Origin of the sequence: Achromobacter sp. ACM02, assembly GCF_014851605.1 — a bacterium.
GTDB classification, from domain to species: Bacteria; Pseudomonadota; Gammaproteobacteria; order Burkholderiales; family Burkholderiaceae_B; genus Achromobacter; species Achromobacter aegrifaciens.
In genome coordinates, this window is sequence record NZ_JACUZY010000001.1 from 264,171 (window position 1) to 287,155 (window position 22,985).

General features: G+C 64.5%; 22 protein-coding genes. 19 read left to right on the plus strand and 3 right to left on the minus strand.

Features of this window, described 5'->3' with window-relative positions; translation table 11 throughout:
* Window positions 1-4 precede the first annotated feature (4 nt).
* Window positions 5-826 (minus strand): type I methionyl aminopeptidase, encoded by an 822-nt coding sequence (gene map, locus IB258_RS01185; RefSeq protein ID WP_119451964.1) that lies wholly within the window; start codon window positions 824-826, stop codon window positions 5-7.
* Between the two features lie 846 nt (window positions 827-1,672).
* Here map and rpsB point away from each other — a divergent pair.
* From rpsB to IB258_RS01275, 18 genes are all read left to right on the plus strand, one after another.
* Window positions 1,673-2,422, plus strand: a complete 750-nt coding sequence (gene rpsB, locus IB258_RS01190; RefSeq protein ID WP_054456717.1) for a 30S ribosomal protein S2 — start codon at window positions 1,673-1,675, stop codon at window positions 2,420-2,422.
* Between the two features lie 178 nt (window positions 2,423-2,600).
* Window positions 2,601-3,479, plus strand: a complete 879-nt coding sequence (gene tsf, locus IB258_RS01195; protein WP_119451963.1) for a translation elongation factor Ts — start codon at window positions 2,601-2,603, stop codon at window positions 3,477-3,479.
* Window positions 3,480-3,576: 97 nt separating this feature from the next.
* A complete protein-coding gene (gene pyrH, locus IB258_RS01200) occupies window positions 3,577-4,293 on the plus strand; it encodes a UMP kinase (protein WP_013393440.1) in 717 nt (238 codons plus the stop codon).
* 15 nt (window positions 4,294-4,308) lie between these two features.
* Window positions 4,309-4,869: a ribosome recycling factor gene (frr, locus tag IB258_RS01205; protein WP_054456719.1), complete on the plus strand. Its 561-nt coding sequence runs from the start codon at window positions 4,309-4,311 to the stop codon at window positions 4,867-4,869.
* A gap of 179 nt (window positions 4,870-5,048) precedes the next feature.
* Window positions 5,049-5,813, plus strand: a complete 765-nt coding sequence (gene uppS, locus IB258_RS01210) for a polyprenyl diphosphate synthase (RefSeq protein WP_054456720.1) — start codon at window positions 5,049-5,051, stop codon at window positions 5,811-5,813.
* 53 nt (window positions 5,814-5,866) lie between these two features.
* Complete coding sequence (locus IB258_RS01215; protein ID WP_054456721.1) at window positions 5,867-6,724, plus strand: phosphatidate cytidylyltransferase; 858 nt, start codon at window positions 5,867-5,869, stop codon at window positions 6,722-6,724.
* Window positions 6,721-7,920, plus strand: a complete 1,200-nt coding sequence (locus tag IB258_RS01220) for a 1-deoxy-D-xylulose-5-phosphate reductoisomerase (RefSeq protein WP_054456722.1) — start codon at window positions 6,721-6,723, stop codon at window positions 7,918-7,920. The genes IB258_RS01215 and IB258_RS01220 overlap by 4 nt, the downstream gene beginning before the upstream one ends.
* A 56-nt stretch (window positions 7,921-7,976) precedes the next feature.
* Window positions 7,977-9,308, plus strand: coding sequence for an RIP metalloprotease RseP (rseP, locus tag IB258_RS01225; RefSeq protein ID WP_054456723.1), 1,332 nt, complete (start codon window positions 7,977-7,979; stop codon window positions 9,306-9,308).
* Window positions 9,309-9,361: 53 nt separating this feature from the next.
* Window positions 9,362-11,695 carry an outer membrane protein assembly factor BamA gene (gene bamA, locus IB258_RS01230; protein ID WP_175213243.1) on the plus strand — a complete coding sequence of 778 codons (2,334 nt, stop codon included), beginning with the start codon at window positions 9,362-9,364 and terminating at the stop codon, window positions 11,693-11,695.
* A 109-nt stretch (window positions 11,696-11,804) separates the two neighbouring features.
* Window positions 11,805-12,365, plus strand: coding sequence for an OmpH family outer membrane protein (locus IB258_RS01235; protein WP_054456725.1), 561 nt, complete (start codon window positions 11,805-11,807; stop codon window positions 12,363-12,365).
* A 17-nt stretch (window positions 12,366-12,382) separates the two neighbouring features.
* A complete protein-coding gene (gene lpxD / locus IB258_RS01240) occupies window positions 12,383-13,480 on the plus strand; it encodes a UDP-3-O-(3-hydroxymyristoyl)glucosamine N-acyltransferase (protein ID WP_118933669.1) in 1,098 nt (365 codons plus the stop codon).
* A gap of 70 nt (window positions 13,481-13,550) precedes the next feature.
* Window positions 13,551-14,006 carry a 3-hydroxyacyl-ACP dehydratase FabZ gene (fabZ, locus tag IB258_RS01245; RefSeq protein ID WP_008167730.1) on the plus strand — a complete coding sequence of 152 codons (456 nt, stop codon included), beginning with the start codon at window positions 13,551-13,553 and terminating at the stop codon, window positions 14,004-14,006.
* Window positions 14,007-14,801 (plus strand): acyl-ACP--UDP-N-acetylglucosamine O-acyltransferase, encoded by a 795-nt coding sequence (gene lpxA, locus IB258_RS01250; RefSeq protein WP_125470835.1) that lies wholly within the window; start codon window positions 14,007-14,009, stop codon window positions 14,799-14,801.
* Complete coding sequence (gene lpxB, locus IB258_RS01255) at window positions 14,798-15,994, plus strand: lipid-A-disaccharide synthase (protein WP_125470834.1); 1,197 nt, start codon at window positions 14,798-14,800, stop codon at window positions 15,992-15,994. The genes lpxA and lpxB overlap by 4 nt, the downstream gene beginning before the upstream one ends.
* Entirely contained in the window at window positions 15,981-16,589 is a 609-nt protein-coding gene (gene rnhB, locus IB258_RS01260; protein WP_370539799.1) for a ribonuclease HII, read from the plus strand. The genes lpxB and rnhB overlap by 14 nt, the downstream gene beginning before the upstream one ends.
* Window positions 16,586-17,374, plus strand: coding sequence for an RNA methyltransferase (locus IB258_RS01265; protein ID WP_125470833.1), 789 nt, complete (start codon window positions 16,586-16,588; stop codon window positions 17,372-17,374). Before rnhB ends, IB258_RS01265 begins: the two co-directional genes overlap by 4 nt.
* Window positions 17,375-17,508: 134 nt before the next feature.
* Window positions 17,509-17,979, plus strand: coding sequence for a DUF2846 domain-containing protein (locus IB258_RS01270; protein WP_054456731.1), 471 nt, complete (start codon window positions 17,509-17,511; stop codon window positions 17,977-17,979).
* 97 nt (window positions 17,980-18,076) lie between these two features.
* Window positions 18,077-18,556 carry a DUF2846 domain-containing protein gene (locus tag IB258_RS01275; protein ID WP_054456732.1) on the plus strand — a complete coding sequence of 160 codons (480 nt, stop codon included), beginning with the start codon at window positions 18,077-18,079 and terminating at the stop codon, window positions 18,554-18,556.
* Between the two features lie 51 nt (window positions 18,557-18,607).
* Here the strand turns inward: IB258_RS01275 and IB258_RS01280 are convergent, their stop codons facing one another.
* Window positions 18,608-19,435 carry a pyruvate, water dikinase regulatory protein gene (locus IB258_RS01280; RefSeq protein WP_042793329.1) on the minus strand — a complete coding sequence of 276 codons (828 nt, stop codon included), beginning with the start codon at window positions 19,433-19,435 and terminating at the stop codon, window positions 18,608-18,610.
* Window positions 19,436-19,616: 181 nt separating this feature from the next.
* Between IB258_RS01280 and ppsA the strand changes: the two genes are divergently transcribed.
* On the plus strand, window positions 19,617-21,983 hold the full coding sequence (gene ppsA, locus IB258_RS01285; protein ID WP_054456733.1) for a phosphoenolpyruvate synthase: 2,367 nt from the start codon (window positions 19,617-19,619) through the stop codon (window positions 21,981-21,983).
* Between the two features lie 72 nt (window positions 21,984-22,055).
* Here the strand turns inward: ppsA and IB258_RS01290 are convergent, their stop codons facing one another.
* The gene (locus IB258_RS01290; RefSeq protein WP_054456734.1) at window positions 22,056-22,898 is read right to left on the minus strand and encodes a bifunctional transcriptional activator/DNA repair enzyme AdaA; all 843 of its coding nucleotides are present in this window, start codon (window positions 22,896-22,898) and stop codon (window positions 22,056-22,058) included.
* Between the last annotated feature and the right edge of the window lie 87 nt (window positions 22,899-22,985).

The window sequence follows — 22,985 nt, forward strand, 5'->3', positions numbered from 1 at the left end:
TGTGTCAGACGGCTGGGATGACCAGGGGTTCGGTGACGAAGGCGGGCGGCTTGGGCATCCCCGGCGACAGGGTCAACACTTCGTAGCCGGTCTCGGTGACACAGACAGCATGCTCCCATTGGGCCGACAGGCTGTGGTCGCGGGTGACGACCGTCCAGCCGTCGGACAGCTGGCGGATCTCGCGGCGGCCCGCATTGATCATCGGTTCAATGGTGAACAGCATGCCCGTCGTCAGCTTCACGCCCGTACCCGGCTTGCCATAGTGCAGCACCTGCGGGTCTTCGTGGAAGCGCTGGCCGATGCCGTGGCCGCAGAACTCGCGCACCACTGAAAAGCCGTTGGCCTCGGCGTGCTTCTGGATCGCGTTGCCGATGTCGCCCAACGTGGCCCCGTTTTTCACCTGCTGGATGCCCTTCCACATGCACTCGAAGGTGATCTCGGTCAGGCGGCGCGACAATATGGATTGTTCGCCCACTGCGTACATGCGGCTGGTGTCGCCGAACCAGCCATCCTTGATGATGGTGACGTCGATATTCAGCGAATCGCCGTTTTTCAACACCTTGTCGCCCGGGATGCCATGGCAGACCTGGTGGTTGACCGAGGTACAGATGGCGCCGGGGAAGGGCGGGTAGCCCGGGGGCGCATAGCCCACCGTGGCCGATTTCACGCCCAGCTCATCGGTCAGGTACTCCAGGCAGAGGCGGTCCAGCTCTCCGGTGGTGACCCCAGGCTTGACGTGCGGCGTGATGAAATCGAGGACTTTGGCCGCATCCTGGCAGGCGGCGCGCATCTTGGCCAGGTCGGCTTGATTGGTGATAGTGCCCATGGAATAGCTTGGCGATGTCTCGCTTGAATGTCTGCTTGAAAGAATAGTAGAATTATAGGCTTCCCTAAAATTTTGGGGAGCAATCGGGTTACGGCAAAGGCCGAACCCGGCGGGTGCAGGCAGCGGAACCGATGTCACGCAAACCCGGCAGGTAGTCTGGCAGCAGGTCCTTTCATAGTGATCGGCGGCGCGCCCTGAAGTTTCACCGCAAGCGAAGGTTGTGGAGCGAAATCGGGCAGGTCGTTGGTTCCGTGGGTGGGCACGCAGGCAGGAAACCAGTCGGGCGGGCGGAGCGGCGGCAAATCCGATGCAGGCGCCAGGCTGGGGACGCGGCGTGCTTGTAAGCCCGGTCATGTTTTAGAGCGGCGATGCAGGCTCAGGGTTTGGACTCGGTATGGATGTCGGCTTAAGTTCTTGGAAACGTTCGCGTTTTCTTAAGAAATGCCCCGGTGGTCTGATGCGCGGTCGAACTGAAGCCAGGGTGTGACAACCCCGCGCTTGAACGCGAAGAGCTGGATTTTCCAGAGCTGGATTTCGCCGCCAACAAAACAGGTCCGGGTGCGCTTTCGGGAAACCGCCGGAAACTTCCAGGAAATTCCTGGTGGGTCTGGAAAAGCGCCTGCAAGCATGCGGTGCAAGGCTCTTGGTCGTGGCGGCCGTCTGGGTTTATCGCGGCAGCGTAGTAGAAGGCGCCCCAGGGCGTCGCAGTTATTGCGGCAGTGATCGGTCGGCCCGGTTAAAATTTTGTCATCCCGCATTTGCGGGAAATCGCGCGCAACACCACCCAGGGTGTCAGCCAGAGGCTGATGCAGGTGCGGCGCAAGAAATCAACCCTTGGAGAAAGTTATGTCTTTGATGCGCGAAATGCTGGAAGCGGGTGTCCACTTTGGTCACCAGACCCGCTACTGGAACCCCAAGATGGCCCCCTTCATCTTCGGCCATCGCAACAAGATTCACATCATCAACCTGGAAAAGACGGTTGATAAGTACCAGGAAGCCACCAAGTTCGTGAAGCAGCTGGCTGCTCGCGGCGGCAACATCCTGTTCGTCGGCACCAAGCGCGCTGCTCGCGAGCTGGTCGCCGCTGAAGCCTCCCGTTGCGGCATGCCCTTCGTCGACGCCCGCTGGCTCGGCGGCATGCTGACCAACTTCAAGACGGTCAAGACCTCGGTCAAGCGCCTGAAGGACATGGAAGCCGTGGTCGCCGAAGGCGGCGCTGAGCGCATGATCAAGAAGGAAGGCCTGCTGTTCCAGCGCGAACTGGAAAAGCTGAACAAGTCGATCGGCGGCATCAAGGACATGAACGGTCTGCCTGACGCCATTTTCGTGATCGACGTCGGCTACCACAAGATCGCCATCGCCGAAGCCAAGACCCTGGGTATCCCCGTGGTCGCCGTGGTTGACACCAACCACTCGCCCGAAGGCATCGACTACGTCATCCCCGGCAACGACGACTCGGCCAAGGCCATCGCGCTGTACGCCAAGGGCATCGCCGACGCCGTGCTGGAAGGCCGCGAACAGAACCTGAACGGTCTGGTCGAAGAACTGGGCGAAGGCCAGGAAGAGTTCGTCGAAGTGCAGGACAACCAGGCCTAAGCCTGTTGTCATGTCCGGCGGTTAGCGTCTGGGAGCGGTGCCGAAATCGGTCCGCTCCCGCCTCGCCGGCAATGCGAAGGTGGGCTCCCATCTTCCTGATCCGCTAGTCGCGGATGTCCCATCGAATCAAACCACTGTCCCGGTTTCCCGGGGCATGTTCTAGCAAATTGGAGCAAACATGGCTGAAATTACCGCTGCCCTGGTCAAGGAACTGCGCGAAAAGACCGACGCGCCCATGATGGAGTGCAAGAAGGCCTTGACGGAAGCCGAGGGTGACCTGGCCCGCGCCGAGGAAATCCTGCGCGTCAAGCTGGGCAACAAGGCCAGCAAGGCTGCCGCCCGCGTCACCGCTGAAGGCCTGATCGGTCTGTTCATCTCCGCCGACGCCAAGAAGGGCGCCGTCATCGAAATCAACTGCGAAACCGACTTCGTCGCCAAGAACGACGACTTCGTCGGCTTCGTGAACAAGCTGGCCGAGCTGGTCGCCACGCAAAACCCCGCCACCGTGGAAGCCCTGTCGGCGCTGCCCTACGGCGACGGCACGGTCGAAAGCACCCGTACCGCCCTGATCGGCAAGATCGGCGAAAACATCTCGATCCGCCGCTTCGAGCGCATCGAGACCCCGAACTCGCTGGCCAGCTACGTGCACGGCGGCAAGATCGGCGTGCTGGTCGAATACACCGGCGCGGAAGAAGTGGGCAAGGACCTGGCGATGCACATCGCCGCCACCAAGCCCAAGGCCCTGAACGCCGACGGCGTGAACCCCGCCGACATCGCCGCCGAACGCTCGGTCGCCGAACAGAAGGCTGCCGAATCGGGCAAGCCGGCTGACATCGTCGCCAAGATGGTCGAAGGCTCGGTCGCCAAGTTCCTGAAGGAAGTCACCCTGCTGTCGCAGCCGTTCGTCAAGAGCGACAAGCACAGCGTTGAGCAGATGCTCAAGGAAAAGGGCGCTTCGATCAGCAAGTTCGTGCTGTTCGTTGTCGGCGAAGGTATCGAGAAGAAGACCAGCGATTTCGCCGCTGAGGTCGCCGCTGCCGCCGCCGGCCGCGCCTGACCCAGGGTAGTGCTTAAGGGCCGGCGCTAGATTAAATTCTAGTCCGGCCTATTTCTTGTCTTACACTTTCGTCGGATTGTTCTTCGGGATATCACCTATGAGCAGCAGAGCATACAAACGGGTTCTTCTCAAACTTTCCGGCGAGGCGCTGATGGGCGACGATGCATTTGGCATCAACCGCTCCACCATCGTCCGCATGACCGATGAGGTCGCTGAAGTCGCCGCCACGGGCGTCGAGCTGGCCATCGTCATCGGCGGGGGCAATATTTTCCGTGGCGTCGCCCCGGGCGCGCAGGGCATGGACCGCGCAACCGCCGACTACATGGGCATGATGGCCACCATCATGAACGCGCTTGCGCTGCAAGACGCGCTCAAGCACAAGGGTGTCGACACCCGCGTGCAATCGGCCTTGAACATCGATCAGGTCGTCGAGCCGTACATCCGCCCGAAGGCGCTGCGCTACCTCGAAGAGGGCAAGGTCGTCATCTTCGCGGCAGGTACCGGCAACCCCTTCTTCACCACGGACACGGCCGCTGCGTTGCGCGGCGCCGAGATCGGGGCGGAGATCGTGCTGAAGGCCACCAAGGTCGACGGCATCTACAGCGCGGATCCCAACAAGGATCCCACCGCCACGCGTTACTCGCGCATCAGCTTCGACGAAGCGATCGTCCGCCGGCTGGAAGTCATGGACGCCACCGCCTTTGCGCTGTGCCGTGACCAGAAGCTGCCGATCAAAGTGTTTTCGATCAATAAGTCCGGCGCCCTCAAGCGGGTCGTCAGCGGCGAAGACGAAGGCACCTTGGTACACGTCTAAAGAAAAGGAAATTCCATGAGCGTCGCAGAAATCCGCAAATCCGCCGAAGCCAGGATGGCCAAGTCGCTTGACACGCTCAAGACCAACCTGGCCAAGATCCGCACGGGCCGCGCCCATACCGGCATCCTGGACCACGTGCAGGTCGAGTACTACGGCTCGCCCGTGCCGATCAGCCAGGTTGGCAACGTGAACCTCGTGGACGCCCGCACCATCAGCGTGCAGCCCTACGAGAAGAGCATGGCCTCCGCGATCGAAAAGGCGATCCGCGAATCGGACCTGGGCCTGAACCCCATGTCGATGGGCGACACCATCCGCGTGCCGATGCCCGCGCTGACCGAAGAGCGCCGCCGCGACCTGACCAAGGTTGTCCGCAGCGAAGGCGAGGACGCCAAGGTGGCCGTGCGCAACCTGCGCCGCGAAGCCAACGAAGCGCTGAAGAAGCTGGTCAAGGACAAGGAAATCTCCGAGGACGACGAACGCCGTTCGCAGGACGACGTCCAGAAACTGACCGATCGCAGCGTGGCCGAAATCGACAAGATGGTTACGCAGAAAGAAGCGGAAATCATGACCGTATAATTCCTGGATGCCGTCAGGGTGATAGGCTAGTCCGTATCCCCCTGGCGACCAGGATATCCTGCCTGAGCGCCGTCCTGTCCATTGGTTCGCAGCATTGCTGCTTAGCGGTGGAACGACGGCGCAGGCTTTTCTTCACGTAGTTCCGTTTTCGCCGTTTCACCGCGCGCAACCCCAGACCAATGGCAACCAGTTCGACCCAGGCGGTTCCCGCTACCCGCGACATTCCCGAGCACGTCGCCATCATCATGGATGGCAATGGCCGGTGGGCGACGAGGCGGCTGCTTCCGCGCACTGCGGGCCATGCCAAGGGCGTGCAGGCGGTGCGGCGCGTGGTCGAGGCGTGCGGGCGCGCCGGCGTGCGCTATCTGACGCTGTTCGCCTTCAGTTCCGAGAACTGGCGCCGCCCCGCCGAGGAAGTGTCGCTGCTCATGCGCCTGTTCGTGCAGGCGCTGGAGCGCGAGATCGGCAAGCTGGAAGAGCAGGGCGTGCGTCTGCACGTCATCGGCGACCTGTCGGCCTTCGAGCCCCGTTTGCAAGAGCTGATCTTCGCGGCGCAGGAGCGCACGGCCCACAACGACCGCCTGCACCTGACGGTTGCCGCCAACTATGGCGGACGCTGGGACATCCTGCAGGCCACCCGCGCCATGCTGGCCGCCGAGCCCGCACTGGCCACGCAGCCCCAGTTGGTGGACGAGGAGCGCCTGGCGCGCCATCTGTCCATGGCCTGGGCGCCAGAACCCGACCTGTTCATCCGCACCGGCGGCGAACAGCGCATTTCCAATTTTCTGATCTGGCAGATGGCTTACGCGGAGTTCTACTTCACGGACCGCTACTGGCCGGATTTCGGCGCCGCCGAGCTCGCGGCCGCCTTTGACTGGTACCGCACGCGCGAACGCCGTTTCGGCCGTACCAGCGCGCAACTCAGCGAAAACGGCGCGAAATAAAACGGACGGCGACTAGCGCGTCTTTCCAGGGCTGTACACGAGGAGACCGTCATATGTTGGGCCAGCGTATCGTTACCGCAGTCGTTCTGTTGGCCGTTCTGGCTGCCGCGATGATCAGCGCGAACCCGTGGTGGTTCGTTGCGCTTCTGGCTCTGGCGGCCGCCTGCGCCAATTGGGAGTGGCTCCGCCTGACCTTGCCGCAACCGCCTTCCCCTCTCATTGCCGTCGGCGTTGCCGTCCTGCTGTTCGCGGGCATGCTGACGTTGGCCTCCGCATGGCTCGCGGGACAGAATGCCGGAATCGCAGATCCCGTCTGGGTGCTGCGCTACGTAGTGCCGGCGGTGGCCGCGGTCTGGCTGTTCGGCGGCCTGACGGCGGTGGTGCGCGGGCGTTCCGATGCGCCTCCCGCCAGTGTGGGCTGGTCGATTTTCTCCGTGCCCGCGGCGTTTGCCGCCTGGGCCGTGCTGGCGCAGATGTTCGTGGCGCATGGAGCCGGTTTCGTAGTGTCGCTGCTGGCGCTGGTCTGGGTCGCCGATATCGCCGCTTATTTTGCCGGCAGAGCCTTCGGCAAGCGTAAACTGGCCCCGCGGGTCAGCCCGGGCAAAACGATCGCAGGCGCGGTCGCTGGCGTCCTGGGGGCGGTGGTCTGGATCGGTCTTTCCAGCCTGTGGGAAGGCACGTACGGCCACGCGCTGGTCGAACGCTGGACCTTCTGGCTGGCGCTGCCCATTGCCGCCGTGCTTGGCGTGCTGTCGATCGTGGGCGACCTGTTCGAATCGCTGCTCAAGCGGCGCGCCGGACGCAAGGATTCCAGCACGCTGCTGCCTGGCCACGGCGGGGTCTATGACCGCATCGACGCGATTCTCCCGGTCGCGCCGTTTGCGCTACTTTTGTCTGGAGTGTTGTTTTGACGGCTTTTCAACGCGTCGTCGTGCTGGGATCGACCGGTTCGATCGGTGAAAGCACGCTGGATGTGATCGCCCGCCACCCCGAGCGCCTGGCGGTTTATGCGCTATCGGCGTACAGCCAGATGACGCGCCTGGCGGAGCAGGCACAGGCCAGCCGCGCCGCGGTCGTGGTGGTGCCCGACTCTGCGGCGCGCGAGAAATTCATTGCTGCATGGGCTGGCGGCCAGTCCATGCCGGAAATCCGCGTCGGCGCCCAGGCGCTGGCCGATACCGCCGCCGATCCCCAATGCGACTCCGTCATGGCGGCCATCGTGGGGGCCGCGGGCCTGCCCGCCGCCCTGGCGGCTGCCCGCAGCGGCAAGCGCGTCTTGCTGGCCAACAAGGAAGCGCTGGTTGCGGCCGGCTCGCTTTTCATGCAGGCCATACGCGACAACGGCGCCGAACTGCTGCCTATCGACAGCGAACATAACGCCATTTTCCAGTGTCTGCCTCACGGCGGTCGAGCCGTCGCGCCGGATAGCCCCGCACCCGGCGTGCGCCGGCTGCTGTTGACCGCTTCCGGCGGTCCGTTCCGCGGGCGCGACCTGGAAGACCTGCACGACGTGACGCCGGCCCAGGCTTGCGCCCACCCGAACTGGAGCATGGGCCGCAAGATTTCGGTCGATTCCGCCACCATGCTCAACAAGGGGCTCGAGGTGATCGAGGCGCATTGGCTGTTCGCCATGCCTGCTGATCGCATCGAGGTGGTGGTGCACCCCCAGAGCGTGGTGCACTCCATGGTCGAGTACGACGACGGCTCCGTGCTGGCGCAGCTCGGTCAGCCCGACATGCGCACGCCCATTGCCTATGGCCTTGGCTTTCCCGAACGCCTGGACAGCGGCGTCGGCCCGCTGGATCTGACGCGGCTGGGGCGTCTGGACTTCGAGAAGCCCGATCTGGCGCGTTTTCCGTGCCTGGCCTTGTCGTTTGCGGCGCTGCGAGCCGGGCAGGGGGCCTGCGTGGCATTGAATGCCGCCAACGAGATCGCCGTGGAGGCCTTCCTGAGCGGCCGGCTGCCCTATACCTGGATTCCGCGGGTAATCGAGGCTTCCCTGGAGTGGCAGGCACGGCAAGCATCTGTTACGCTCAACAGTCTTGACGACGTGCTCGCGCTGGATTCTGACGCGCGCGTCTTCGCTGGCAACCTGGGCCTGGCCTGATGCGGGCTCGGTCGCCCGTCCGCCGGCCTCTGATTTCCTAGATTTCTTCGATTCCGATGCTTTTCACCCTGCTGGCCTTTGCGGTTGCGCTTGGCACCCTGATCATCTTCCATGAACTGGGGCACTATTGGGTGGCCCGCCTGTGTGGCGTGAAAGTGCTGCGCTTCTCGGTGGGGTTCGGCAAGGTCATCCTGCGGCGCACCGACCGCCACGGCACGGAATGGGCGGTCTCGGCGCTGCCGCTGGGCGGCTACGTCAAGATGCAGGACGATCCCCCCGCCGGCGCGAGCCCGGCGGAAGTGGCAGGGGCCTTCAATAGCAAGCCCGTCGGCCAGCGTATCGCCATCGTTGCCGCCGGCCCCATTTTCAACCTGATACTCGCGGTCTTCCTCTATGCCGGCCTGAACATGGCCGGCACCGAGGAGCCCGTGGCCGTCATCGCCCAGCCCGCGGCGGACACGCCTGCCGCGCGCGCCGGCCTGCTCTCTGGCGACCGCATCCTGGCCATCGACGGCGAAGAGGTCGCTTCCTGGTCCGACGCGCGCTGGCGCCTGATGGACGTCATGGCTACTGGCGGCAGCGCCAGGATCGAGGTCAAGACCCCTGCGGGCGCCGTCCAGCAGCGTGAACTGGTCCTGCCGTCCAACACCATGGATCCGGCCGGCGGCGACCCGCTGGCCGCGGCCGGCGTGCGCCTGGCTCAGCCCAAGCCCGCAGTGCGTGTCGTCAATGATGGCGGCGAAGGGCAGGCGGCCGGGCTGCGGACGGGCGACCTCATCCTGGCCGTGAACGGCGTTCCCACCCCGGATACCGGCGCGCTGGTGCGGCAGATTCAAGAAAGCGCCGGCAAGACCTTGGCGCTTACGCTGGCGCGCGACGGCGCCAATATCTCCCTGAACGCCACGCCCCGCGCCGAGACCGTCAACGGCCAGGTGATCGGCCGCCTGGGCGTCCAGCTGGGTGGCGACGTTCCCATGGTGACCGTGCGCTATGGCGTATTCGAAAGCCTGTGGAAGGGCGCCGTGCGCACCTGGGATACCGCCTGGTTCTCGCTGCGCATGATGGGGCGCATGATCACGGGCGACGTTTCCTGGCGCAATGTCAGCGGTCCCGTGACCATCGCGGACTACGCCGGCCAGACCGCCAGAATCGGAATTGTTGCGTATATCGCTTATATCGCCTTGATCAGCATCAGCCTGGGCGTACTAAATTTGCTGCCTATTCCCATGCTGGACGGTGGCCATCTGCTGTACTATCTCGTCGAAATTGTGCGGGGTAGCCCGCCGCCAGCAAGGTGGATCGATATCGGACAGCGCGCCGGCATAGGTTTATTGGCAAGCCTGATGGGGCTTGCGCTGTTCAATGATTTCACGCGTTTGTTCACTTGAACGCGATTTAGCATAAAATCCCCCGCCATTTGCACGACCGAGGATACTCAAGGATGTCTTTTCGCCGGATGTTTCATCACAAAAAGGGTGTACTGCCGGGTTTGATCGCCGCACTGCTGGTTCCGGCCATCGCCCACGCCTTCGACCCTTTTGTCGTGCGGGATATCCGCGTAGAGGGTATTCAAAGAACTGACGCCGGCACCGTCTTCGGCTATCTCCCCGTCAAAGTGGGCGAAAAGTTCACCGAAGAAGAAGCCACTGAAGCCATCCGCCGCTTGTACGGCACCGGCTTCTTCACCGACGTACAGATCCAGACGGACAACAACGTCGTCGTGGTGGTCGTGCAGGAACGCCCCACGATCGCGTCGGTGAACTTCAACGGCATGCGCGAGTTCGACTCCAAGGCCATCACCACGTCGCTGGCCCAAGTGGGCTTCGCCGAAGGCCGCATCTTCGACCGCTCCATGCTCGAGCGCGCCGAATACGAACTGAAGCAGCAGTACCTGTCCAAGGGCAAGTACGGCATCGAAGTGACCTCCACCGTGACCCCGCTGCCGCGCAACCGCGTGGGCGTGAGCTTCGACGTGTTCGAAGGCTCGGTCGCGCGCATCCAGGAAATCCGCTTCGTGGGCAACAAGGCTTTCTCGGAGAGCGATCTGCTCGACGAATTCAAGCTGACCACGCCGGGCTGGTTGACCTGGTATACCGATACCGACAAGTACTCGCGCGAAAAGCTCGAGGGCGACCTGGAGCGCCTGCGCTCCTTCTACCTGGACCAGGGCTACCTCGAATTCTCGGTCGAGCCGCCCCAGGTCACGATTTCGCCCGACCGCAAGGACATCCGGATCACGATTACCGTGCACGAAGGCGAGCCCTACAAGGTGCGCAGCGTGAAGCTGGCCGGCAACCTGCTGGGCCTGGACAAGGAAATCAACGCGCTGGTGGAAATCAAGCCGGACGAAACGTTCTCGGCCGCCAAGGCCAACGGTTCGGCCAAGGCCATCACCGACTACCTGGGCGAACTGGGCTACGCGTTTGCCAACGTCAACCCGAACCCGCAGCTGGACCGCGCCAAGCATGAGGCCGACCTGACGTTCTACGTCGATCCCAGCCGCCGAGTGTACGTCCGCCGCATCCAGATCGGCGGCAATACCCGCACGCGCGACGAAGTCGTGCGCCGCGAAATGCGCCAGCAGGAAGCCGCCTGGTACGACGCCAAGGACATCAAGGCCTCGCGCGACCGTGTCGACCGCCTGGGCTATTTCAGCGACGTCAACGTCAAGACCGATCCGGTTCCGGGTTCGCCCGACCAGGTCGACGTCAACGTCGACGTCAAGGAAAAGCCCACCGGCATGATCAACCTGGGCGTGGGTTACGGCTCGTCGGAAAAGGCCATTCTGTCTGCCGGTATCAGCGAAGACAACGTCTTTGGCAGCGGTACCAACCTGACCCTGCAACTGAACACCAGCAAGACCAACCGCGCCATCGTGCTGTCGCATACCGATCCGTACTGGACCAAGGACGGCATCAGCCGCACCACGTCCGCCTACTATCGCGTGACCGAGCCCTGGAATAACAACGACGGCGACTACCGCGTCAAGGCCATGGGCCTGGGCATGAACTTCGGCGTGCCGATCTCGGAATACGACCGGATCATGCTGGGCGCGAACGTCGAACGTAACCAGATCGACCTGTTCACCAACTCGCCGGCGGCCTACGAGAAGTTCGTCAAGGACTATGGCGACGCTACCAACTCGGTGATCTTCACCACCGGCTGGACCAAGGACACCCGCGACAGCGGCCTGGCGCCGACCAAGGGCGGGTACACCCGCCTGAAGGCCGACCTGTCGACCATCGATCTGCAGTACACGATGCTGACGGCCCAGCAGCAGTATTTCGTGCCGCTGGGCGGCTCCTACACCCTGGCCTTGAACGGCATGGTCGACTGGGGGCAGGGCTACGGCAGCAAGGATTACCCGATCATCAAGAACGTCTATGCCGGCGGTATTGGCACGGTACGCGGCTACGAGGGCTCGTCGCTGGGCCCGCGCGATACCAAGACGGGCGACTACCTGGGCGGCACGCGGCGCGTCATCGCGAACGCGCAGCTCTATCTGCCGTTCCCGGGCGCGTCGAAGGACCGCACCCTGCGCTGGTTCATTTTCTCGGACGCGGGCCAGGTTTCGGCCGGCAGCGGCCAGAGCTGCACCGGCGGCAAGCCTGGCAGCGAGGTCGAGGATCCGTGCGGCTGGCGCTTCTCGGCCGGTATCGGTCTGTCGTGGCAGTCGCCGATGGGACCGCTGCAGCTGTCCTATGCCCGTCCGCTCAATTCGAAGTCGGGCGACGACAAGCAGAGCTTCCAGTTCCAGATCGGGACTGGTTTCTAAGCGCGCCGTTACGCTTGAAAACAAGGGAGAAGGGCACACGACCGGCTCCCTTGCTGTTTAGTGGCACAATACACACTTTGGCTTTGCCTTACTGGAAGGTGAGATTTTCATGATGTCTGATTCCGCACTTAAAACCTCGAAATCGCTGCGCACCACGCGCCGCGGCAAACTGGGCGGCTCCATTGCCCTGGTAGGTGCGCTCATTCTCGGTTCGGCTGCTGCGATTCCCGCGCAGGCCCAAGGCACGAAGATCGGTTTCGTCAATACCGAGCGGATCCTGCGCGAGTCGGGTCCGGCCAAGGCAGCGCAAAGCAAGATCGAAGCTGAATTCAAGAAGCGCGACGACGAGCTTCAGCGCCTGAACAACAGCCTGCGTTCGCAAGCCGAGAAGTTCGACAAGGACGCGCCCGTCCTGTCGGAGTCCGATCGCGTCAAGCGCCAGCGTGAACTGTCCAACCTGGATACCGACCTGCAGCGCAAGCGCCGCGAGTTCCAGGAAGACTTCAACCGCCGCCGCAACGAAGAATTCTCGGGCATCGTGACGAAGGCCAACGACGCCATCAAGCGCATCGCCGAGCAGGAAAACTACGACCTGATCATCCAGGACGCAGTGACCGTCAACCCGCGCATCGACATCACCGACAAGGTGATCCAGAGCCTGGGCAAGTAAGCAGCACCCGTCACGTTATGCCGGTTCTACTGGATCTTGCCCGCGCGCCAACGCTGGAAACACTGTTGAGCGCCGCCAACACCCAGGGGATGGACTGGCGCATCAGCGCGGTTCCCGGCGCGGACCCCATGCGGGTCTGCGGCATCGGAACCCTGTCATCGGCGGGTCGGCAGGAAATCGCTTTCCTGGCCAACCCCCGCTACCAGAGCCAGCTAGGCGCCACGCAGGCTGGCGCCGTCATCGTCTCGCCGGACGTGGCGCAGGCTCTGGAGGCCGAGGGCAACGCCCGGCCGCCGTTCGCGCTGGTCGTCTGTCAGCATCCCTATCTGCTTTACGCCCGCGTGGCGCAATGGTTCGATGCCGCGAGACGGCCCGAGCTGCCCGCGTCCACGCATCCTTCCGCGGTGGTCGCCGCTGACGCCATCATCGAAGAAGGCGTGCGCATCGGCCCGAATTGCGTCGTCGAATCCGGCGCCCGCATCGGCCGCGATACCGTGCTCGGACCTGGCTGCGTCATTGGCGCAGGCTCGTCCGTCGGCCCTGGCAGCCGGCTGTACGCCCACGTCACGCTGTACGACGGGGTCAAGGTGGGCGCACGCGCCATCATTCATAGCGGCGCTGTGCTGGGCGCGGACGGTTTCGGTTTCGCGCCGGATCCCACGCTGGGCAAGGGCGCCTGGGGCAAGATTCCCCAGCTCGGCGGCGTGACGGTCGGTGACGACGTCGAAATCGGCGCCAACACTACCGTCGACCGGGGCGCGCTGGAAGACACCGTCCTGGCCGATGGCGTCAAGCTGGACAACCAGATCATGGTGGCCCACAACTGCCGGATCGGCGCGCATACCGCGATTGCGGCCTGCGTGGGCGTGGCTGGCTCGACCACCATCGGCGAGCGCTGCACCATAGGCGGAGCGGCCATGCTGTCCGGACACCTCACGCTGGGCGACGATGTGCATGTCTCCGGCGGCACCGCGGTGACGTCCAGCATCTCGAAGCCTGGCCGCTATACCGGGGTCTTCCCGTACGCGGAACATGGCGAATGGCAGCGCAACGCCGCCGTGATACAACAGTTGGCGCAATTGCGCCGGCGCGTGCGGACGCTGGAAAAAGACTAGGGCGGCGCATCGCCGCCCCTGGCGCGTCCGCGCCGCACAATTACTTTACTTCGCAGGAAAGCATAGAAAAATGGAACTCGACATCAAGGGGATCATGGAGAGGCTGCCGCATCGTTATCCGATGCTGCTGATTGACCGCGTCGTCGAAATGGTGCCTGGCAAGTCCATCGTGGCCATCAAGAACGTCTCGATCAATGAACCGTTTTTCAACGGCCATTTCCCGCACCACCCGGTGATGCCGGGCGTGCTCATCGTGGAAGCCATGGCTCAGGCCTCCGCCCTGTTCTCGTTCACCGACGAGAATGGCGGCCTGAAGTGCGAAGGTTCCAAGACCGCGTATTACCTGGTCGGCATCGACGGCGCGCGTTTCCGCCGCCCCGTGGTGCCGGGCGACCAGTTGCGCATCGAGGTCGAAGCCGAACGCCTGAGCCGCAGCATCTGTAAGTATCAAGCGCGCGCGACGGTGGATGGCCAGGAAGTCGCTTCGGCCAAGCTGATGTGCGCGATTCGCAGCCTGGAAGAGTAAATGGCAGGAAACATTCACCCCACCGCCGTCGTTGATCCGGCGGCAAAGCTCGACCCGACCGTCGTGGTCGGTCCGTTCGCGACCATCGGTCCCAACGTGACCATAGGCGCGGGCACCGAGATCGGCCCGTACTGCATGGTGGACGGGGTGACGACCATCGGGCGCGACAACCGTTTCTACCGGTACTGCTCGATTGGCGGCATGCCGCAGGACAAGAAGTACCAGGGCGAGCCTACCCGCCTGGAAATCGGCGACCGCAATACGTTCCGGGAATTCGTCACGCTCAACACGGGCACCGTGCAGGACGGCGGCGTTACGACGATTGCCGACGACAACTGGGTCATGGCGTACGTGCACGTTGCACACGATTGCCACATCGGCAGCAACACCATCCTGGCCAATTCGGTGCAGCTGGGCGGCCACGTCCACGTTGGCGATTGGGCCATCGTGGGCGGCCTGACCGGCGTGCACCAGTTTTCGCGCATCGGCGCGCACAGCATGACGGGCGGCAACAGCTCCCTGATGCAGGACACGCCGCCGTTCGTGCTGGCTGCGGGCAATCCGTGCCGTCCGGTGGGCGTCAACGTCGAAGGACTGAAGCGCCGCGGCTTTACGGCCGCCGACATTGCGGCGCTGCGCGACGCCTACAAGATCATTTACCGCCGGGGCCTGTCCCTGGACGCGGCGCGGGCCGAACTGCGCGCCCGCCAGCAGGCGGAGCCCGAGGTCGCCCCGCACCTGCAGACCATGCTCGACTTCCTGGACGTCGCGAGCCGCGGCATCATCCGTCCATGAACGCTCGGATCGGCATGGTGGCCGGCGAGCCTTCGGGCGACCTGCTGGCCGGTCGCATCATTGCCGGTCTGCAAGCGCGCGACGCCGGCGTGCGCTGCGAGGGTATCGGCGGGCCGCAAATGCAGGCCCGCGGCTTCGATACCTGGCACCCCATGCATGCCTTGACCGTGTTCGGCTATGTCGACGCGCTCAAGCGCCTGCCCAGCCTGCTTGGCACCTATCGCGACGTCAAGCGGCGCTGGTTGGCGCAGCCGCCCGCCGTGTTCGTCGGTATCGATGCGCCGGACTTCAATCTGCGGCTGGAACACCAGTTGCGCCAGGCGGGCACGCCCACCGTGCATTTCGTCGGACCGTCGATCTGGGCCTGGCGCTATGAGCGGATCCATAAGATCCGCGAGTCGGTGTCGCACATGCTGGTGCTGTTCCCGTTCGAGGAAGAGATCTACCGCAAGGAAGGCATTCCGGTCACCTATGTGGGCCATCCGCTGGCTGGCGCCGTGCCCATGCAGCCCGACCGCGCCGCGGCGCGCGAGCGCCTGGGCATCGACCAGAATGCGCGCGTGCTGGCGATCCTGCCGGGTAGCCGCTCGTCGGAGATCCGTCTGCTGGCGCCGCGCTTCCTGCAAGCCGCGCAGATCCTGCAGAAGAAGGATCCGGCCCTGCAATGCGTCGTCCCCATGGTCAACGACCAGCGGCGCGCGGAGTTCCAGGCCATCCTGGCCCAATACCCCGTGCCTGGACTGCGCTGCGTCACCGCGAACGATCTGCACGGCGAGGGCGGAGAGCGCCAGGCGCCCGTGGCCTGGTCCGTCATGGAAGCGGCCACGGCAGTGCTGGTGGCCAGCGGCACCGCCACCCTGGAAACGGCGCTGTACAAGCGGCCCATGGTGATTTCCTACGTGCTGTCGCCCTGGATGCGCCGCATCATGGCCTGGAAGTCCGGCCAGCAGCGTCCCTACCTGCCCTGGGTGGGGTTGCCGAACGTACTGCTGCGCGATTTTGCCGTGCCGGAGCTGCTGCAGGACGACGCCACGCCCGAGAAACTCGCGGAGGCGACCTGGACGTCCCTGACCGACGACGCGGGCAGGGCGCGCATCGAAGCCCGCTTTACCGCCCTGCATCAGGAGCTGCTGCGCGACACGCCCGCGCTGGCTGCGCAGGCGATCCTGGAGGTGGCCGGTGGAGCAGCCTGACCTGTTCGCGGCTCCTGAACAGCCCGTCATGATCACGGCAGGCGTGGACGAGGCGGGCCGCGGCCCGCTGGCGGGCGCCGTGTACGCGGCGGCGGTCATTCTGGATCCGGGCCGGCCCATCGCGGGCCTGGCGGATTCCAAGGTGCTCAAGGCCGCCACGCGCGAGGCGCTGGCGCTCGAGATCCAGGAATTTGCCGTGGCCTGGTGCATCGCCAGCGCCAGCGTTGCCGAGATCGACAGCATGAACATCCTGCGCGCCACGATGCTGTCGATGCAGCGCGCGGTGCAGGGCTTGTCCACCTTGCCGCAGTTGGCGCTGGTGGATGGCAACCAGGCTCCCAAGCTCGGCTGCACCGTGCAGACCGTCATCAAGGGCGACGCCCTGGTGCCCGCGATTTCCGCGGCTTCCATTCTTGCCAAGACCGCGCGCGATGCAGACCTGCTGCGCCTGCATGCCCTCTATCCCCAATATGCCTTCGATCAGCACAAGGGTTATGGCACCCCGCTGCATCTGGAGATGCTGCGCGAGCACGGCCCCTGCGCCGAACATCGGCGCAGCTTCGCCCCCATCAAGGCCTTCGGCCTGACTTCATGAAGCACATCAGTTCTCGCGACAATCCCGCAGTCAAGGCGCTGGCCAAGCTGGCCGGCACGGCGGGCAAGCGCGGCGCGCCGGTGCTGCTGGATGGCGTCCACCTGTGCCAGGCCTGGCTGCAGCATCACGGCGCGCCCGATCAGGCCATCTTCGATGTGGAGCGCTTGTCCCAGCCCGACATAGCGGCGCTTGCGGCCGCTGTGCCGGACCGCGACTGCCTGGCCCTGGACGCGCGCTTGATGCAGTCCCTGGCAGCCGTGGAAAGCGGGCAGGGCGTGGCCTTTCAGGTGACGCCGCCGGTTCTGGACTTGCCTGACGCTGTGGACGAGAACTGCGTGCTGTTCGACCGCATCCAGGATCCCGGCAATGTCGGCACGTTGCTGCGCACCTGCGCCGCAGCGGGCGTGAAGCGCGTCTTCCTGGCCACGGGCACGGCCGCGGCCTGGTCTCCCAAGGTGCTGCGCAGCGGCCAGGGCGCCCATTTCGCCTTGGCCATCCACGAACACGTGGATCTGGCTGCCTTGCTGCCGCGGCTGAAGGTGCCGCTGGTGGCGACCGCGCTGGACGGCGCGCGCGATCTGTACGAAGGCTTGTTGCCGGAACGTTGCGCCTGGGTGTTCGGCCACGAAGGCCAGGGCGTGGCAGCGGAGCTGATTGCCGCCGCCAGCCTCAAGGTGCGTATTCCGCACGACATGGTGGCGGTGGAATCGCTCAATGTGGGCGCCGCAGCCGCGATCTGCCTTTTCGAGCAGCGGCGCCAGGCTTTGCGCGGCAAGCCGGACTGAACGCCGATCTGCCCTTCGTTTCGCCGCTTTTCCGCGGATTGCGGGCACCGTCCCCTGTTTATACTGCCCCGTTTGCCCGAGCCGGAGCGGTCCTGAGCCGCGTCTGGCGGCCGGGATCCGATCAAGGACGGGACATGAAAAGCTGGATCAAATCGAGTCTTGCCGCGCTGGGCGCGGCGGTGTTGCTTTCTGCGTGCGCCGGTCCCCGGTATGGCGATGTGGCGGACCGCATCCCGGCGCTGGAGGCTGCGGAAGGCCGGATTTACTTCTACCAGCCCGTGACGTCCAACGGCGACAAGGTCGCGCAGCCCGCGATCCTGGTCGACGGCCGCAAGGTCGGTCGCTCCAAATCCGGTCGTTTCTTCTTCGTGGACCGCGCGCCCGGCGAGGTGGAAGTGATCACCGCCACTGACCGCAAGGAGCGCAAGGACGCGCTCAAGGTTCCGCTGGCCGCCGGGCAGACCCAATACGTGCGCGTCGATATTGCGGGCGGCAGGCAGGTCCTGAGGTTGGAGGGCTCCGCTGACGTAGCCGTGCAGGCGATGTCTGACCTGCGCTATTGGGGTGCGGGACGCCGCGAGCGCGAGCCGCTGCGCTATGAGTAAAATTACAATATGTAGTGTTTAAATTCATTCACATACTTTCGCGCCTGGACCAATCATGTTGGGTGGCCAGCGGGATCGGCAAATCGGAGAAGACGGAATGAAGCGCAGGTTCAAGATGGTGGCTGCCGCCGTGCTGGGCGCGGCCTTGTTGGCAGGTTGCGGCGGACCCCGGTACAAGGACGTCGCCAGCACCATCCCCATGATGGTGCCGGAAACGGGGCGGATCTACTTCTACCAGCCGCCGGCGCCGGTTGGCGTGGTGTCGGCCCAGCCATACCTGCGCGTGAACGGCGTCAAGGTCGGCCGTTCCAAGCCGGGCAGCTTCTTTTACGTGAACCGGCCTGCCGGCCAGTACGTGGTCGACACCTTGCGCGACGACGAACAACTGTCGTTCACGCTGGCCCCGGGCCAGACCCGTTACGTGCGCTTGAGCATCGAAGGCGTGAGCGGCAATTCGTCCAATATGGGTCGCCAGGACATGCGCCTGGAAGACTCGGAGGCGACCGCCCAACAGGAAATGGGACCGCTGAAGTACTGGGGCGCGGGCTCGCGCGAACGCGTCAAGCTGCGTCCCTGATCCGGAGCACGTTGCAGGAAAGGGCGCGCCATGGGCGCGCCCTTGTCGTTTTCAGCCCCGGTCCAGGCCGACTTCCTGCAGCACCGTGGTGGCGATCTCCTCGATCGATTTGGTGGTGCTGGACAGCCAGGAAATGCCCTCGCGGCGCATCATGCGTTCGGCCTCGGCCACTTCGTAGCGGCATTGCTCCAGCTGCGCGTAGCGGCTGTTGGGGCGGCGCTCGTTGCGGACTTCGGCCAGGCGCTCGGGCTGGATCGACAGGCCGAACAGCTTGCCGCGGTGCGGGGCGATGGTCGAGGGCAGGGTGCCGCGCTCGAAATCGTCCGGCGTCAGCGGGAAGTTGGCGGCCTTGATGGCGTATTGCATGGCTAGGTACAGGCTGGTGGGCGTCTTGCCGCAGCGCGATACGCCGACCAGGATCACGTCCGCCTGGTCCAGCTGGTTGACGAACTGGCCGTCGTCATGCGCCAGGCTGAAGTTGATGGCGTCGATGCGGTTGCGGTATTTTTCCGAATTGGCCTGCATGTGCGAGCGGCCGATGGAATGGCTGGACTTCAGGCCCAGCGCCTGCTCGATGTGGCTGACGAAAGTGCCAAACAGGTCCAGGAAAACGCCGTTCGCCTGGCGAACGCGTGCCAGGATGTCCGGATTGACCAGGGTGCTGAACACGATCGGGGGAACACCGGCCTCCTGGGCGCTGCGATCGATGCGCATGGCCACTTCCGCGGCCTTTTCCAGCGTGTCGACAAAGGGCAGGCGGACAGGCTTGAAATTGACCTCTTCAAACTGCGAAAGCACTGACTGGCTGAAGGTTTCTGCGGTGATGCCGGTACTGTCGGAAACGATGTATACCGTGCGTACGATCGGGGTAGATGTCATGTGTAAAAAATTCCAACCAGGCAGATGGCCGGACGCACTCCACCGAGTACAATCAGGCCCCTATAAGTCACCCCAAGGGCGGTCCAAGGCCAGTTTGGTCAGCGCGTAAATCGGGGCTGTGATCCAGCTTTCCGACGCATTGACCAAACTCGCTTTCATTCCATTGTAAAAGGTGACTTCAATGTCGTACGTTGTTTTGTTCGAGCAGCTCCGCATGACGGACGTGGACTCGGTAGGAGGCAAGAACGCATCACTAGGGGAAATGATCAGCCAGCTGTCTGGCGCGGGTGTCCGCGTGCCGGGCGGCTTTGCCACGACCGCTGATGCTTTCCGCGACTTCCTCAAGGCCTCCGGCCTGGACAAGCGCATCGCCGAACGCCTGACCACGCTGAACCCCGAAGACGTGCGCGAACTGGCCAACGCCGGCTCGCAGATCCGTCAATGGATCATCGACGCGCCGTTCTCGCCCGAGTTCGAATCGCAGATCCGTACCGCCTTTGCCAAGCTCGACGCTGATGGCAAGGGCTCGTTCGCCGTGCGCTCCTCCGCCACCGCCGAAGACCTGCCCGACGCTTCGTTCGCCGGCCAGCAGGAAACCTTCCTGAACGTCGTCGGCATCGACGACGTGCTGGACAAGATCCGCCACGTGTTCGCGTCGCTGTACAACGACCGCGCCATTTCCTATCGCGTGCACAAGGGCTACGCCCACGCCGACGTCGCGCTGTCGGCCGGCATCCAGCGCATGGTGCGTTCCGACAAGGGCAGCGCCGGCGTCATGTTTACCATCGACACGGAATCGGGCTTCCAGGACGTGGTCTTCATCACCTCGTCCTACGGCCTGGGCGAAACGGTGGTGCAGGGCGCGGTCAACCCCGACGAGTTCTACGTCTTCAAGCCGACGCTGGCCCAGGGCCACTACCCGATCGTGGGTCGTCGCATCGGCTCCAAGCTGATCAAGATGGAGTTCGATCCCGAGCGTCCCGAAGGCCGCGCCGTGCGCACGGTCGACGTGCCGGTGTCCGAGCGCAACCGCTATTCGCTGACCGACGACGAGGTCAACGAGCTGGCTCGCTACGCCGTCATCATTGAAAAGCACTACGGCCGCCCGATGGACATCGAGTGGGGCCGCGACGGCATCGACGGCAAGATCTACATCCTGCAGGCGCGTCCGGAAACGGTGAAGTCGCAGCAGGGCGCCAACGACGTGCAGCAGCGCTACCGCCTGAAGGCCACCGGCCAGGTCCTGATCACCGGCCGCGCGATCGGCCAGAAGATCGGCGCGGGTCCGGTGCGCGTGGTCGGCGACATCTCCGACATGGACAAGGTCCAGCCCGGCGACGTTCTGGTCACCGACATGACGGATCCCAACTGGGAGCCCGTGATGAAGCGCGCCTCGGCCATCGTCACCAACCGCGGCGGCCGCACCTGCCACGCGGCGATCATCGCGCGCGAGCTGGGCATTCCGGCAGTCGTGGGCTGCGGCAACGCGACCGACCTGCTCAAGGAAGGCCAGGCCGTGACCGTGTCTTGCGCCGAGGGCGACGAAGGCCGCATCTATGACGGCCTGATCGAAACCGAAGTGGAAGAAGTGCGTCGCGGCGACATGCCCCCCATCGATCTGAAGATCATGATGAACGTGGGCAACCCGCAGCTGGCTTTCGACTTCGCCCAGATCCCCAACGGCGGCGTGGGCCTGGCCCGCCTGGAATTCATCATCAACAACAACATCGGCATCCACCCCAAGGCGGTGCTGGACTACCCGAACGTTGATGGCGAACTGAAGAAGGCCGTGGAATCGGCCGCTCGCGGCCATGCCAGCCCGCGCGCCTTCTTCGTCGAGAAGATGGCCGAAGGCGTGGCGACCATCGCCGCCGCCTTCTACCCCAAGCCCGTCATCGTGCGCATGTCGGACTTCAAGTCCAATGAGTACCGCAAGCTGGTCGGCGGTTCGCGCTACGAGCCCGAGGAAGAAAACCCCATGCTGGGCTTCCGCGGCGCGTCGCGCTACATCGCCGAGGACTTCGCCGAGTGCTTCCGCATGGAATGCGAAGCGCTCAAGAAGGTGCGCGATGAAATGGGCCTGACCAACGTCGAGATCATGGTGCCCTTCGTCCGCACCCTGGGCCAGGCGGCCAAGGTCGTGGACCTGCTGGCCAAGCACGGCCTGGCGCGCGGCGAAAACGGCCTGAAGCTCATCATGATGTGCGAAGTGCCGTCCAACGCCATCCTGGCCGACGAATTCCTGCAGTACTTCGACGGCTTCTCGATCGGTTCGAACGACATGACCCAGCTGACGCTGGGCCTGGATCGCGATTCGGGCATGGAGCTGCTGGCCGCCGACTTCGACGAACGCGACGAGGCCGTGAAGTTCATGCTGCGCCGCGCGATCAAGGCTTGCCTGGCCGCCAACAAGTACGTGGGCATCTGCGGCCAAGGCCCCAGCGATCACCCGGACTTCGCGCAATGGCTGAAGGAAGAGGGCATCCTGTCGATGTCGCTCAACCCGGACACCGTTGTCGATACCTGGCAGCGCCTGGCCAAGAGCTGATCGGTTTGCCGATGTGAAAACCCCGCGCCTGCAAGGGCGCGGGGTTTTTTTATGCGTGCAGGCGGGAAAGGGCTACGCCGCCAGCGCTTCGCGCGCAATCAATTCGCGCTTGCGGTCTATGCCCCAGCGGTAGCCAGCCAGCGAGCCATCCGTGCGCACCACCCGGTGGCAGGGAATGGCCAGCGCGATGTTGTTGGTGGCGCAGGCGCGGGCCACGGCGCGCACGGCGCGTGGGGAGCCGATGCGTTCGGCGATGTCGGTATAGGTGGCGGTTTCACCCACGGGGATCTCGCGCAGGGCTTGCCATACCTGGCGCTGGAAGGCCGTGCCGCGTACGTCCAGGGGCAGGTCCAGGCCGCGAGAGGGGTCTTCGACGAAGCCCACCACGGCCGCCACCCAGCCTTCGAATTGCGCGTCCGCGCCGATCAGGCGGGCGGCCTTGAAGCGGTCCTGCAGGTTGCGCACCAATTGTTCCGGGTCTTCGTGCAGCGCGATTTCGCAGATGCCGGTATCGCTTGCCGCCACCAGCAGCGCGCCCAGGGAGCATTGCGCCACCGCGAAGCGGATATCCACGCCCTCGCCACTCTTGCGAAAGGCGGTGGGCGTCATGCCCAGGATGGCGGGAGCGGCTTCGTAGAAGCGGCCGCTGGAATTGAAGCCGGCGTCGTACATGGCGTCCGTGACGCTCGCGCTCTGCTTCAGATGCTGGCGGGCGCGGCTGGCGCGCAGGGCGTCGGCGTAGGCCTTGGGGGTGATGCCGGTGGCCGCCTTGAAGACGCGGTGGAAATGGAAGCGGCTCATGCCGGCCTGTTCGGCCAGGGTGGACAGATCCGGCGGCTGCTCGGCTTCCAGGGCGCGGCAGGCGCGCTCGATGGCGGCGGCGTGCTGTTTGCTCAGGGCGGCGGCTTGGTTCATGAAAAAGCTCCTGTTGCGCGTGGATTCGCGCGCTTGGACCCATCGTCTCAAAAGCCTTCCGCCGCCGCACTCCGTATATTGCGCGGT

Bases quoted from the DNA above. Each gene is read 5' to 3' on its own strand.
- IB258_RS01265 (WP_125470833.1), top strand. From the start codon at position 16,586: ATGAAGCACATCAGTTCTCGCGACAATCCCGCAGTCAAGGCGCTGGCC.
- uppS (WP_054456720.1), top strand. From the start codon at position 5,049: ATGGCAACCAGTTCGACCCAGGCGGTTCCCGCTACCCGCGACATTCCC.
- frr (WP_054456719.1), top strand. From the start codon at position 4,309: ATGAGCGTCGCAGAAATCCGCAAATCCGCCGAAGCCAGGATGGCCAAG.
- lpxB (WP_125470834.1), top strand. From the start codon at position 14,798: ATGAACGCTCGGATCGGCATGGTGGCCGGCGAGCCTTCGGGCGACCTG.
- rseP (WP_054456723.1), top strand. From the start codon at position 7,977: ATGCTTTTCACCCTGCTGGCCTTTGCGGTTGCGCTTGGCACCCTGATC.
- IB258_RS01280 (WP_042793329.1), bottom strand. From the start codon at position 19,435: ATGACATCTACCCCGATCGTACGCACGGTATACATCGTTTCCGACAGT.
- IB258_RS01235 (WP_054456725.1), top strand. From the start codon at position 11,805: ATGATGTCTGATTCCGCACTTAAAACCTCGAAATCGCTGCGCACCACG.
- IB258_RS01270 (WP_054456731.1), top strand. From the start codon at position 17,509: ATGAAAAGCTGGATCAAATCGAGTCTTGCCGCGCTGGGCGCGGCGGTG.
- IB258_RS01290 (WP_054456734.1), bottom strand. From the start codon at position 22,898: ATGAACCAAGCCGCCGCCCTGAGCAAACAGCACGCCGCCGCCATCGAG.
- lpxD (WP_118933669.1), top strand. From the start codon at position 12,383: ATGCCGGTTCTACTGGATCTTGCCCGCGCGCCAACGCTGGAAACACTG.
- bamA (WP_175213243.1), top strand. From the start codon at position 9,362: ATGTCTTTTCGCCGGATGTTTCATCACAAAAAGGGTGTACTGCCGGGT.
- fabZ (WP_008167730.1), top strand. From the start codon at position 13,551: ATGGAACTCGACATCAAGGGGATCATGGAGAGGCTGCCGCATCGTTAT.
- pyrH (WP_013393440.1), top strand. From the start codon at position 3,577: ATGAGCAGCAGAGCATACAAACGGGTTCTTCTCAAACTTTCCGGCGAG.
- map (WP_119451964.1), bottom strand. From the start codon at position 826: ATGGGCACTATCACCAATCAAGCCGACCTGGCCAAGATGCGCGCCGCC.
- ppsA (WP_054456733.1), top strand. From the start codon at position 19,617: ATGTCGTACGTTGTTTTGTTCGAGCAGCTCCGCATGACGGACGTGGAC.
- IB258_RS01275 (WP_054456732.1), top strand. From the start codon at position 18,077: ATGAAGCGCAGGTTCAAGATGGTGGCTGCCGCCGTGCTGGGCGCGGCC.
- rpsB (WP_054456717.1), top strand. From the start codon at position 1,673: ATGTCTTTGATGCGCGAAATGCTGGAAGCGGGTGTCCACTTTGGTCAC.
- tsf (WP_119451963.1), top strand. From the start codon at position 2,601: ATGGCTGAAATTACCGCTGCCCTGGTCAAGGAACTGCGCGAAAAGACC.
- IB258_RS01215 (WP_054456721.1), top strand. From the start codon at position 5,867: ATGTTGGGCCAGCGTATCGTTACCGCAGTCGTTCTGTTGGCCGTTCTG.
- lpxA (WP_125470835.1), top strand. From the start codon at position 14,007: ATGGCAGGAAACATTCACCCCACCGCCGTCGTTGATCCGGCGGCAAAG.